Below are 13,252 nucleotides of genomic sequence, written 5' to 3'. Positions count from 1 at the left end.
ATGCAAAGTACTCTATATAGGTTTGATCATATGAACCGTTTCAGGTTTAAATCCAAGATTTTGATAGAAGCTATCTGCTTTTTTATTATTGGCGAAAACCTCTAGATGTAGCAACCTACACCCTAAATTTTTAGCCCACTTTTCAGCGTGATTAATTAGAAGTTTACCTATACCTAAACCTTGTGATTTAGGAGAAACGGCAAGAAGCGGCACAGTTCCACATGTTTCACCCGAAATACCATCTTTATGCGTGCGAACATGAATAAAACCCAATGAAACATTCTTGGCTTCTGCGATAAATGTAGCATTGGGATGTGATGTTTCAGCAAGCATTTCAGCAATATAACCATATTGCATTTTCTGAATGGCATCATCGCTATGCCACTCTAATTGAGCAACTTCGGCTAAATTAGGTGACAGCTCAAAAATAAATGGGTGATCACTTTTTTGCGCTTCTCTAATTACAACTAAATTTTCCATACGATCTTCTTAATATTACACTAAAACCTGAATTGCATATAACGCCTCGCTAACGGGCGCAAAGTTGTTGGCTAAAATTAGCGAAGAATGAGCGCAAGCCAACTGTTTTGCGTCCACTTTAAGCGACTTGTTAAGTGCAATTTACTGCTTGTGAGAAATTATCATTTCTTTTGCAACAAGAGCAGCTGAAGGTAAAAACATTGTTGAAACGATTCTTTGATCAACGACCACCTCGTGTTTATCTTCTAAGGTTTTTTTGTTTTGTGCAATAGCCCCATTTTTATTCAACTGACTTTCAACGAGGAAAGGTAGCAGAGTACCTTGTTTAGCCCATGACTTAGATTTTTCAGTAGAATTAGGAAAACCAGCAATGTTTTTACCTTTAACAAGGTACTGACCAGAAGATAATAATACATCGGCAAACGCACCTGCACCATGACCACCTGCACCAATAATACCGCCAGATTCATAAACTTTGGCGATAATTGATTGTAATTCTTTGTTATTAGCGACATCAAATAATGGACCATACCCTCCACCAATATAAACTCCCCAGTAATCATTCGGGTTAATTTGTTCAGGAGCAAAGCTGTTTTTCGCTTTATCCATAAAGCCTTCATATTTAATGGTGTAACTACTAATACCCAACGGATCCATCATGAACTCAACCTTTCCTCCATTTGGTGAAACAAAATCGACATCATAACCATGGCTTAGAAAAATATGGTACGGCGGAGCAACTTCCCATAAATTATTTCTCGCATCGTGTTTTTCAGGATCCCCCATATCGATCATGTTTGAAGCGATGATTAATACTTTTTTTGTCGACTCTGCGCTTAGGTTAGTTGAAGTAAACAGTATTACTGAAAGTAAAATAGATATAAAAATCTTCATTGTTTTCCTTTTTTAAATGATTAAAATCATTATTTAGACGATACAATTAAATAAAAGGTTTAAATGCTGAATCAGCCTAGGCACTTAACGCCCCGTTAACGGGCGAGCGTAGTTTGCGAGTCCGTGCCAGCGTTGTTTGCTGGCGTTTTCGTTAAACGGCTTGTTAAGCAAACACTTACGCATGATGTCTACGAATATGTTTGATAAGACCATTATCACCAAACTCTAGAGACATTATATTAGTGCTTGTATACTCAATGACCTTATCCATGTGGCTAGGTTTGACTTTTGCGTGCTCTGTATATTTGACGAAAATCACATTGCGTCCAATCATCATCTGGTCAATTTTAATCTCACTGAAGATAACTTTGTCTTTCATCTTCGCAATCATTCCCTGTCGAAGTTCTTCCTTACTTGTCATAGTGACATTAAATTTCAGATGTTCATCAATGAATTCATCAGCCAAAAATGAAATGAAATAATCTATGTCTTCAACGGTTGTTTTTGGTTGTTGCCTCGCATTTTTCGCTTGTATGAATGCTTCAGCTTTTTGTTTTAGCTCACTTTCAGACAATGTCTCATCCGCAAAAGCAGTTAGTGAGAAAAAAATTAAGGCAATGAACGTAATTACAAATTTCATTGGACTATCCTTGTTTGCTTAACGCCTACAATAACGTGAAAAAAAGAGCGAGAGCGAGTTTTTTTCACAGTGAGCAAAGCGAACGATGTTTATTGTTTTGTTAGGCATACTTACGCAAAACCCAATGTATAGGCACTCTAAGAAATGCCCAGCTAATTAAACTTAACAACAATGCCGCTAAGAACGATTTATTAAAATTTGATTCGTAATATGCCTGACCATTTACATAGAAGTCGATAATTAAATAATTGCTTTTAAGGTAACGGCCGAACAATTCTTTACCTGTAACTAAATTTTTGAAATCGTCACAGGTATTGAAGTTACTACTTAGATAGTATTTATCTGAATTTAAATGGAAATATCCAGTGTAATTGTCGAATTTTCTATTTTTTTTACATGAAAGTTGAGAAGCGCTTAAATCAATTTCACCAACATTTTCACTAGTTCTTGAGTAATACATCCAACCTGTCGCTAAAAGCATAAATGAAGTAAATATCACTATATCGACTTTGAATTTATGCATAGTTAACTTACAAACTCCATGTATGCCTAACAGTTTATTAGACAGAAGTCGGGTTAGATACAAACGCTACCTTCATTATCAACTCGACATTCCGGTAAGTTTTTTACAGCATTTCATAAACTTAACCTTTTGAAAAGGCAAATCTTGATTTGATATTTGATGATCAAACCAAGCCATGTATTTATCCAGACTTTTAAGTCTGGATAAATACGGAAGGTAAAAATAAAATCTTTATAAAACAACTGCATACGAAATCACTTCTGCAGAAGTGAAGCCTTGAATGGCTTATTATGCCCATTGAAATTGTTGAATAATTGACTTTTTCCATTATAACTGTATTTACATACAGTCTTTTAAATAAACAATTATGTCACCATTTATTGAGTCAAGCGAAGCAGATAATGGCGAAAGTGTTGTCCTCATCTCGAACTAAAGCCTCGCCAACTATCAATTCCTTGCGCTACCCCAAAAATCAAACTTAGCCATCACCCTAGTAAACATCCTACTCTGCAAATAAAAATTCAACCACTCCCTCACCCGCGGATAAGGCGCTTGCAAATACCACTGCCGCTCCACCTTAGCAAACTGCCGAATAAAGGGCATCAATGCAATATCAGCCAAGCTTTCATGATCAGACATTAAAAAAGCACTGTCGATTAAGCGATTTTCAAGCCCTTGAATAAACACCTCACAGGCTTGCCTACATTCGGTGACGTTATCTTCACGGTAGCGTGAAGCCGCCTTATAAGCGTTCAAACAGGTTTTAAATTTATCATCAAATAATCTGATCAAATCCAATATCTTGGGTAACGCATTTTGATCTTGGGAGTGCAACAAATCATCAGGGTCGTTTTTAGTTAGGGCCCACAACATCACGTCGAGACTTTCGTCAATGACTGTTGCCGGTTGTGGTGCGTTATCCAACACTAATATAGGTACAGTTCCTTTGGCGGAAGCCGCGAGCATTTCAGCTGGTTTTTGTTTGAGATTCACCTCTCTTAAATCAATCTGCTGCTGGGCTTTATATATGCCAATTCTCGCGCGCATGGCATAGGGGCAATTTCGTAATGAATAAAGTATCGGCAGTGACATAGTGTGTATTTATCGCTTTTTTGTATTCGCTGTTTTTTGCTACTGGGCTGCTAAATCGGTGACTTTGCAGGGTTTACAAAGAATAATCTACTGTAGCGATATTCATTCGTTAAATATACGGGTAAAATCCGCGCTTTAAAATTAACAGGCCATAACTACCTACATGAAGCATAAAATTGAACTATTAGCCCCAGGCGGTGATGTTGATGCCATTAAAGCGGCGATTATTGCTGGTGCTGATGCGGTGTATTGTGGTTTAGATACCTTTAATGCCCGTAATCGTGCGTCTAATATTTCATTTGATGAACTTGTAGGGGTGATCAGACTTGCTCACCAGTATGAATGCCAGATTTTTCTGACTCTGAATATTGTGATTTTAGAGCGCGAGTTTACCACTCTGGCTAAGTTACTAAGCAAGTTAGTCAATACCACCCTTGATGGTGTGATTGTGCAAGATATTGGTATGTTTAATCTGATTAAGCATCATTTCCCCACTTTAGATATTCATGCATCCACCCAGATGACTACACACAATGCGGGGCAAATTGGTTTTCTTAAAAAGCTTGGTGCTTCACGGGTCAATTTCTCTAGAGAGTTAAACTTGCGAGAAATTACCGCCCTTAACGCGGTATGTGTTGAGCATAATGTGTTGTCAGAAGTGTTTGTGCACGGTTCGCTCTGTGTAGCGTTTTCTGGTTTATGTTATTCAACTTCTGCTAGTGTAGGTAATTCAGGCAACCGCGGGCGTTGTAGTCAGGCTTGTAGAGAAGAATACGAAACCACAGAGTCTGGACATAATTTCCCACTGAATATCAAAGACAACTCAGCCTTTTTTGACCTGCCCGCCTTGATAGAAGCGGGTGTGCATTCATTTAAAATTGAAGGGCGCATTAAAGGTGCCAGTTATGTACATACTGTGGTGGATAGTTTTCGTAAACAGATAGATGGTTTTATGAAAACAGGTCAACTTTTGGAAGATGGCGAACGTTTGTATAAGGTGTTTAATCGGGATTTTTCGAACGCGTTTTTACGTGGCGATTTAAACCAGTCTATGTTTATCGATAATCCACGTGACAACACCAAAAATCATGCCTTAGCTAAAATCGCGGACAGCAAAACCACTACGGCTAATGACAACAATCTAATTTCAGTGGTACAAATACAAGAAGTTGAAGAATCTCTGTACCAAGAAAAAAATGAAATTAACGATCTGGTTAAAGATAAAATTCAATATTTGAGTATTGATAAATTGCCTTTAACCTTAAGCTTTTCGGGTGAAGCTGGTAGTCCGCTAACTCTGACTGTTATTACAAACACAGCTTTTACTGTGCAGCCAATCACTGTAGATGTACCATCAACCGCTAAACATTTTGTGCTGCATTCCACTAGTTTGTTGACCCAAAGCGAGCACAATGCCATCGATCGCGAGACGCTAGAGAAGCGATTCAGAACCTTGGCTACTGCTGAATATGAGCTTAAAGACGTGGATTTATGTCACTTGTCTTCTGGCCTCAGTATTCCCTTTAGTGAGTTAACCCAATTAAAAACTGCGGCGGCGCAATTATTAAATGATTCAAAACCTTTAATACCAGAAGTGAAATTACCGCCCCTTGCAAGGCATCCAAAAGATCCTATAAACACTATAGCGGCGCTTTCAATATTGATAAGCGACCAGTCAGATACTTATTTAACTGACGTCACCGAAGCGGATATTTATTTTAAATTACCCGACGCCTATAAACGTGATTGCACTAAATATATTGATTTCTTAAAGGCTAATCCTCGCCTGATACCTTGGTTTCCTGCGGTGTTAATTGGTAAGGATTATGACGTGGCGATCAATATTTTGGAGCAAGTGTTGCCACCACTCATTGTCACTAACAATACCGGCATCGCATACAGGGCCAATCAATTAGGGATTAAATGGATCGCAGGCCCCTTTTTAAATACCACCAATTCTTATGCCTTAATGGCAATGCAGGAAGAATTTGATTGCAGCGGTGCCTTTATTTCTAACGAACTTAATCAACAACAAATGAAAAACATTGCCCGCCCTGCTAACTTTAAATTGTTCTACAGTATCTATCATCCGATTTTATTAATGACCAGCCGCCAATGTTTCTTCCAACAAAGTGTCGGCTGTGAAAAACCTCGAATAGACAATGGTTGTATGTTGTCTTGTGATAAATCCACCAGCATCACGAATTTAAAAGGTGTGTCCTTCGCCATAGATAAACAAAAAGCGGGCTATCCAAGTATCTACAACAACGACCAGTTTCTAAATATTCAGGTTATTAATGATTTATCTGATTTATTTGATGGTTTCATGATCGATTTAACCAATATTGGCGCTGGTGATAAAGTCTCACCCGACAAAGTAGAATTGATCCGCCAATTCGAACAACTGTTAGCCGGTGAACAAACGGTAGAAGCCAAATTAAGTACTATGGTCACAGACTCCACAGTGAGTCAGTATCATACGGGTTTATAGTGAAGGTTAATCTTAGTCGCCTCATGTAAAGTGTCATGAGGTTGAACAACTAAACTAAATTACTGTGCAAATCGTACACATAGTCGATAATATTTGCCATATAAATCTTGGCTGATGTTTAGCCCGTAATTCAAAGTGATAAACACCCTATGCAACTGATTTTTTTTGACTTAGATGGCACGTTGTTAAACGACGCGTCCGAGATCTCGCCTTACACCAAAGAAACACTTTTACTGCTAAACGACAAAAACATTGCCTACACTTTGGCAACGGGCCGCACTATGTTATCGGCTCAGCGAATAGTCGAGGGACATGACTTTTGTTTACCACAAATATTCAACAATGGCGTCACTGTTTGGGATCCTAAAACTCAACAACTTACCTTAGAAAATCTACTTAACAATGCCGAGCTTTCAAGCATCATTGAATTGGCGTTTGCAAAAGGCATTACGCCTTTTGTTAACGTAATCGATAGAAACCAACATTATATTTATCATGCAGATACACGTCATGATGTAGAAGAAGAGCTTATCAAACATTACTTTGCCAGTAGCGAGGTAAAAGTCATGCCCATTAGCGCGTTACCTATTGATTCCCAGGTCACTAACATCAGTATGATCAGTACAGAACAAGTGATTAAAGATATCTGGTTAACACTTAATGCCCATGACAACCTCGTTGCCTACTCTGGACCCGCATTAGAAGGGAATAACTTTTGGTGGCTGGATGTACACCATGGTAGTGCAAATAAAGGAGCTGCCGTCACTAATTTAAAAAACCAGTTAGGTGCTAGCAAGGTTATTTGTTTTGGTGATGGTGACAATGATCTCAGTATGTTTGCCCTAGCAGATGAAAGTTATGCCCCTGAAAATGCCAAAGAGACAATAAAAAAATCCGCTACAGCGGTCATTGGACATAACCATAAAGATGGCATAGCGCACTTTTTGCGTGAACGTTTTTCATTGTAACCATAGCAGTCAACACCAATAATTTTAACAGGTCACAAATAGGCGGGATTATTGTGGCGCAATAATTTCTGGTGATTGGGAAGTGCCCTTAAAGCACTGCATAATACTTTTAGTCCTAAGGATCCTATAGATAGCCAAACTAGCAATAGCATTAAAGTGTTTCATAAAATGGGAAAGCATGGAGTGAACATCAAAACTAGGCAAATAGATGTATTAATTGTGGGTGCTGGCATCTCAGGTATAGGCGCCGCTTACCATCTTCAAAAACATTGCCAAGGAAAATCCTACGCTATTATTGAAGCTCGCGACGCTTTGGGCGGTACTTGGGATCTATTTCGCTACCCTGGCATTCGCTCAGATTCTGATATGTTTACATTTGGCTACCACTTCAAACCTTGGCACTCACCCAAAGCCATTTCTCCGGGCGATGATATCAAAAACTACATAGCCGAAGCTGCAAGTGAGAATAACATCACCCCAAATATTCTATTCCAACATAAAGTGATCTCAGCCAATTGGGATAGCACTAAGGCCAAATGGTTGACTGAAATTCAGGATTTACAAACGGGTGAGACTTGCAGCTTTATCAGTGATTTCTTTTTTTCGGCTGCCGGGTATTATAATTATGACAAAGGGTATACCCCAGAGTTTGAAGGTGTTGAGAATTTTAGCGGCGATATTATTCACCCTCAACATTGGCCGCAACACCTAGATTATGCTGGGAAAAACATAATTGTAATTGGGAGCGGCGCCACCGCAGTCACTTTAGTACCGGCATTAGCCGCCACGGCTGGGCATGTCACTATGTTACAGCGCTCACCTAGCTATATTGCGTCTAAACCTGAACAAGATAAGCTTGCAAACCTATTACGTCGCTTGCTTCCTACTAAACTCGCTTACAGACTCATTCGATGGATAAAAATTCTCCAAGGCTTGTTTATTTATAACCTTGCAAAACGACGCCCTGAAAAAGTCAAAAAGCTGATTCGAGAAGGGGTCATTGAGGCACTTGGTGCAAACTACCCTATAGATAAACATTTCAAGCCCAGTTATCAACCTTGGGATCAACGTGCTTGCTTGGTGCCCGACGGCGATTTATTTCATGCCATAAATAATGGCTCAGCAAGTGTTGTCACTGAACATATAGATAAGTTTACGGCGAATGGGGTTACATTAAAAAACGGTAAGTCATTAGCTGCAGATATTATTGTGACTGCAACAGGACTCAGCGTAGACATACTCGGGTCTTACCAACTAAGCGTTGACCAAAAACCATTTAATGTAGCAGACAGTTATTGTTATAAAGGCATGATGCTGAGCGGTTTACCTAACTTTGCATTTTCAATGGGTTATACCAATGCATCCTGGACCCTTAAATCCGATTTGGTTGCTCAGTATGTATGCCGCTTGATTAATCATATGCACAAACATCAATATCACTACTGCCAGCCTGTGTTACCTGAAAATGGCATTGAAGCTGAACCTTTTATTGATTTTAGTTCTAGCTATATCATTAGAGCCTTGGACAAATTGCCCAAACAAGGCCGTAAAAAACCTTGGAAACTCAACCAAAACTATATTCTTGATCGAATAAGTTTAGGCTATGGATCTGTCGTTGATGATAATATGCTCTTTTCTTCCCTATGGACTACAGGGCCACAAACTGAGCCCCGAAAATAGGTGAATACTTTTAATAGCGCGATGAACAAAAATGGCTACAATGCGACCAAAGAATGCTTGTTGCTCTTTGACATAACACAAATACTGTAAAATTGACTACTCATATTATAAAACCATGATAAAAAAGCACCTTCAAACAATACTTCCATACTTATATGACTAGCTCCCGGAACCGTGTTTATAAACAGGGTCTTATCCTGGGGTTGTGTATTCAAACAGTTGTTTTTTTGAAGCATTTCCATTGACAGCAGATCCTACTCATTCTAACCGTTTGGCTAAACGCACATTATTATTAGCCGCTGCTGCAATGGGGTTTGCGCAAACAGTTTTGTTTGCTATTTTAGCGCCACTGGGTCGTGAAGTGGGTCTAGTGGAAGTACAAATAGGCGCTATCATTTCTTCGTCATCCTTAACACTATTTTTAGTGAGCCCACTATGGGGCCGAGCCAGTGATAACTGGGGTAGAAGAAGGATTTTATTGATTGGCCTATTTGGCTATTCATTAGGTACTGTAATGTTTGCTGGCGTATTTCAAGCGGCATTACTTGGTTTTCTGATCCCCGTCACAGCCTTAACACTATTGATTGTTACCCGTGTCGCCAATGCAATAGTCATGGCTGCGGTTGCCCCTTCTGCTAACGCTTATATGGCTGATATAACCACAGTGGCAGATCGAATTAAAGGAATGGGCGCAATAGGCGCAGCAACTAATATAGGTTCAATATTAGGACCCGCTATTGGCGGTTTGCTCGCCAGTATTAGTTTACTGACGCCTTTGTATTTTTCTGTTTTTTTAACCCTAGCAGCGGCGGTGCTGACGTTATATGCATTACCTGAATTGCCTAAAAAAACAGTCATTAGTAAACCATTAAAACTCAAATATACAGATCCTAGAATATTACCACTGGTGATTGCTGGGGTATTTTTGTTTATGGGTTTTGCCATTGTGCAACAAACGATCGCATTTCGTTTTCAGGATGTATTGGGGCTAGATGGAACGCAAACGGCTAAAATTGTGGGCTTAAGTTTGATGTTTTCTGCTGCTGCAGCATTATTTGTGCAACTTTTAGTGATACCGCGCCTACATGTTAGGCCCTTTGTGCTACTTAGAATTTCTATGCCCATTATGATGATTGCCTTTGTCATCATGGCGTTAAGCGAAACGCAAATGCTGTATATAATATCGATGTGTATTCTGGGGTTGGGCATGGGACTTGCGGGTCCAGGATTTATGGCCGGCGCTTCTGTGGCGGTTTCATCTGAAGAGCAAGGAGCTGTTGCAGGAATAGCTGGGGCCTGTGGTCCACTAGGCTTTACAGTTGGCCCATTACTAGGCACCTATTTATATTCAATCAACGGCGCCCTGCCCTATTGGTTCGCCTTCACTTGTTACTTGTTATTATTTTTCTTTACACTTAAATTCAGTGATAAAAAATAACCTTTTAGCTGTTTTTTGCCTCCTGAAAACACTCACAACAGCGCTTTATATAGAGTAATCATTCGCTAAAAAGACTTCATGTTTAAGCTTAGAAAATTGACTCAAGTCTAGTGATGATTTACCCAAACCTGATGCATTCACTAGTGATTTAACTAAATACTTGTTGAAAGGGCTATTATTACTATCGGCTAAAAAGTCTGCTGGTAACACCCATTTAGCCTCTTCAATTTCATGGGTATCTTGAATATTAATCTGTGTTGATAATGGTGCCAACTTGCACACTATGTATATATTAGATTTTCCAAACCGATATGGGTGAGTACTGGCCATGCCTAAAACGGACTCAAAACTCGTTTCGATCCCCGTTTCCTCTAATACTTCTCGGATCACAGCCTCTTCTATTTTTTCACCTAATTCTAAGTGTCCTCCCGGGAGCTTATAGGTCGACCCGCCACGCTCTCGGATGACTAATAGTTCACCAGAAGCGTTTTGTACTAGGCCGCCAGCACCCAATGAATGTGTAGGCACAAAAGGCACGTAGTCTTCTTCAAGCGATTTAAACGTCAAAGTGACTTCAGTGGGTAAACAGTTGTGGAAGGTAAACCCTTGTGTGGTGGCGATGTTAATCAGATGCGCCAAATCAATGGATAAAGTAAGCCAGATTACCGATTTATTTTGTAGATTGGCATGTTCCAATAACGCAGTTAATTGTTGTAAAAACACCTCCTCATCATTTGGAATGGCGGTGCTGTCGATAATAATACCGTTAAATTTATTGTATTCAAATGCTAGCAAAATTTACCACTTATAAACCTTTATTGTTAACGATGCAGCAAAATCGATTGCTGATCTTTTTTCACCATATTGGCTACAACTAAATCAAAAGAGTTATCTATCATTCGCTGTATTTCACCTTTGGGTACTGTGCCATCAAGCTTGACGGTATTCCAATGCACTTTACTCATATGATAACCAGGCACGACTGAAGGGAAAATATCTCGCAACATAATCGCCTCTTGAGGATCTGATTTAAGATTCAACCAGTAAATATTTTCACTTTCGTTTTCATCTTTGCCCAATTTTCCTCTGGATAATGTTGCAAACATTTTGTGCTTCACTTTAAATACTGCAACGTCTTCTCCAAATGGAAAGGTTTCTACCGAAAAAGGTTTGTTTAGTAGATATTCTCGAACTTGTTGCTGATCCATCCAGTGTTCCTTACTTGAAATTTATTGCGTAAGTATAAGCAAATAGATGGGGTTGCTTATACTATTTGAGTAAAAATTATAATTTCATTCACTGGTAGGTTTTTTTAAGAGTTTCCGCTGTAATGTTCTGCGATGCATACCCAGTTGTCTAGCAGTTACGGATATGTTGCCATTATTGGATTTTAATACTTGCTGAATATGTTCCCATTCAAGTCTAGAGGGAGACATAACATTGGTTTGGCTGGTATCTTGAGTTGTATTATCCCCCTCTAACATAGCCAGTAGGGTTTTAGTGTCTACTGGTTTAGATAAATAATCATCGGCCCCTGCTTTTATGGCTTCAACAGCAGTGGCAATACTGGCATAACCCGTCAATAAAATGATTCGAGAGTGAGGCAATTGCGCCCGTAATTGCGGTAATATGACCAAACTATTTTCGCTGCCCACTTTCAGATCCAAAATCAGATGTGAGGGACTGTGCTGTGCGGCTAATTCCAGACCTTGCGCATTACTCACACCATGTAAACACTGATAGCCGTAATGTGACAAACGCCTAAGTAAAATATCAGCGAAACTTTGCTCGTCTTCAATTAATAACAAACACTTCACTTTAGTTCCACCACATTCATAATAATCTCCGCCACTGCCCCTTGTGCAGAATGATTATACAAACGAAATTGTGCCCCTAAACGTTCTAAGGTAGCATGACTCAGCAAGACCCCCATTCCAAAACCTAGATCGCTTTTGACTATTGAAGACCCAAGTTCCAATAAACTTTGTTCAGACAAACCTTCGCCAAAGTCTCGAATAGTGATCCTCAGTTGTTGCGACTCTATTTGACTGGATATTGCGATATTAAAACGATTATTTTTCTTTGAAGCTTGTACCGCATTTTGCACTAAATTTAATAAAGCAGGAAATAAAGTAGTATCCGTAAAAACGGCCAATTTTTCAGAAGGCGTCAGTTGATAACTCACCTCAACATCGGCAAAATTTAATTGTATTTCTTGCTGTAACTGAGAAAACAATTGTTTTAATAAAATATGACGTTTGCTATTTAGCTTTAGCTCTTCTGACATAATGCGAAAATCTTGCAAACGTTTACTACACAAAGCCAATTGCTCTTTTAACTGCGCTAAAAATGGGCTGGAATGGCCTAACTCAAGCTCCTCTGTCAATAAATTCGCTGTTGCCAAAGGTGTCGCCATTTGATGGGCAAATTGTGCCGCAGTGGTACCCAGAGCAACCAATTGTTCTTGGCGCAACTGTTCTTCTCTTAACTGACTCACAAAACGTTCCTGCTGACGCATTGCTCTGGCAAGGGATGCGACTACTAATACCACAACCAAAGCTGATAAAACAAAATTTAGCCACATACCAATAAAATGCTGCTGCATATCCACCCTATGCAGTTGGTGAGGGTCAAGACTAAACAATAGTGCCGAATAGGCTACAAGGGCCGTAAAAGAAACCAACAGTAATAAGGGCCTCGGCAAAGTCACAGCCGCAATCGCCACTGGTATCAATAACAAAGAAACAAAAGGGTTTGTCGCGCCATTGGCAAAATACAATAATAAAGTGAGAAACAATATATCGAGTAAAACTTGAAATAAATACTCACCAGAATGGGCATTTCGATTGCCTCTGTAACAGTAAAACAAGGCAATATTAATCAACAACTCTACTGCGATTATGCTTTTAAGAATAAAATATGGCAGTGCATATTCGAACCAAAACTCAGCGAATAAAACCACCAATAATTGCAACGCGATAAAACCATTACGCAGCTTAATTAATTGCAGCAGATGACGATTAGTTTGCAGATAGGCTAATGACAT

At 39.4% G+C, this 13,252-nt stretch carries 13 protein-coding genes; 4 read left to right on the top strand and 9 right to left on the bottom strand.

Annotation, left to right across the window (positions count from 1 at the left end):
• Positions 1-12: 12 nt before the first annotated feature.
• The 5 genes from AAC000_RS19275 to AAC000_RS19255 form a co-directional block, all read right to left on the bottom strand.
• Positions 13-480, bottom strand: a complete 468-nt coding sequence (locus AAC000_RS19275; RefSeq protein ID WP_339725068.1) for a GNAT family N-acetyltransferase — start codon at positions 478-480, stop codon at positions 13-15.
• 141 nt (positions 481-621) lie between these two features.
• A complete protein-coding gene (locus AAC000_RS19270; RefSeq protein WP_339725067.1) occupies positions 622-1,374 on the bottom strand; it encodes a type 1 glutamine amidotransferase domain-containing protein in 753 nt (250 codons plus the stop codon).
• Between the two features lie 175 nt (positions 1,375-1,549).
• A complete protein-coding gene (locus AAC000_RS19265) occupies positions 1,550-2,014 on the bottom strand; it encodes a nuclear transport factor 2 family protein (protein WP_339725066.1) in 465 nt (154 codons plus the stop codon).
• Between the two features lie 100 nt (positions 2,015-2,114).
• A complete protein-coding gene (locus AAC000_RS19260) occupies positions 2,115-2,537 on the bottom strand; it encodes a hypothetical protein (protein WP_339725065.1) in 423 nt (140 codons plus the stop codon).
• Positions 2,538-2,984: 447 nt separating this feature from the next.
• Complete coding sequence (locus AAC000_RS19255) at positions 2,985-3,629, bottom strand: glutathione S-transferase (RefSeq protein ID WP_339725063.1); 645 nt, start codon at positions 3,627-3,629, stop codon at positions 2,985-2,987.
• Positions 3,630-3,792: 163 nt separating this feature from the next.
• Here AAC000_RS19255 and AAC000_RS19250 point away from each other — a divergent pair, with 163 nt between their 5' ends.
• The 4 genes from AAC000_RS19250 (at position 3,793) to AAC000_RS19235 (ending at position 10,206) form a co-directional block, all read left to right on the top strand.
• The gene (locus AAC000_RS19250) at positions 3,793-6,120 is read left to right on the top strand and encodes a DUF3656 domain-containing protein (protein WP_339725061.1); all 2,328 of its coding nucleotides are present in this window, start codon (positions 3,793-3,795) and stop codon (positions 6,118-6,120) included.
• A gap of 149 nt (positions 6,121-6,269) precedes the next feature.
• On the top strand, positions 6,270-7,088 hold the full coding sequence (locus tag AAC000_RS19245) for a Cof-type HAD-IIB family hydrolase (RefSeq protein ID WP_339725060.1): 819 nt from the start codon (positions 6,270-6,272) through the stop codon (positions 7,086-7,088).
• Positions 7,089-7,271: 183 nt separating this feature from the next.
• Positions 7,272-8,768, top strand: coding sequence for an NAD(P)/FAD-dependent oxidoreductase (locus AAC000_RS19240; RefSeq protein ID WP_339725057.1), 1,497 nt, complete (start codon positions 7,272-7,274; stop codon positions 8,766-8,768).
• A 241-nt stretch (positions 8,769-9,009) separates the two neighbouring features.
• A complete protein-coding gene (locus AAC000_RS19235; RefSeq protein ID WP_339725055.1) occupies positions 9,010-10,206 on the top strand; it encodes an MFS transporter in 1,197 nt (398 codons plus the stop codon).
• A 45-nt stretch (positions 10,207-10,251) separates the two neighbouring features.
• Here AAC000_RS19235 and AAC000_RS19230 read toward each other — a convergent pair whose 3' ends face one another.
• From AAC000_RS19230 to AAC000_RS19215, 4 genes are all read right to left on the bottom strand, one after another.
• Positions 10,252-11,001: an NUDIX domain-containing protein gene (locus AAC000_RS19230; RefSeq protein WP_339725053.1), complete on the bottom strand. Its 750-nt coding sequence runs from the start codon at positions 10,999-11,001 to the stop codon at positions 10,252-10,254.
• A gap of 26 nt (positions 11,002-11,027) precedes the next feature.
• Positions 11,028-11,414 (bottom strand): MmcQ/YjbR family DNA-binding protein, encoded by a 387-nt coding sequence (locus tag AAC000_RS19225; protein WP_339725050.1) that lies wholly within the window; start codon positions 11,412-11,414, stop codon positions 11,028-11,030.
• Positions 11,415-11,498: 84 nt separating this feature from the next.
• A complete protein-coding gene (locus AAC000_RS19220) occupies positions 11,499-12,023 on the bottom strand; it encodes a response regulator (protein ID WP_339725048.1) in 525 nt (174 codons plus the stop codon).
• Positions 12,020-13,252, bottom strand: coding sequence for a HAMP domain-containing sensor histidine kinase (locus tag AAC000_RS19215; RefSeq protein ID WP_339725046.1), 1,233 nt, complete (start codon positions 13,250-13,252; stop codon positions 12,020-12,022). Before AAC000_RS19215 ends, AAC000_RS19220 begins: the two co-directional genes overlap by 4 nt.

Origin of the sequence: uncultured Paraglaciecola sp. (assembly GCF_963977085.1) — a bacterium.
Taxonomy (GTDB): Bacteria; Pseudomonadota; Gammaproteobacteria; order Enterobacterales; family Alteromonadaceae; genus Paraglaciecola.
The sequence above is the reverse complement of the archived record's forward strand: the minus strand, read 5'-3'. Positions and strand labels throughout refer to the sequence as shown.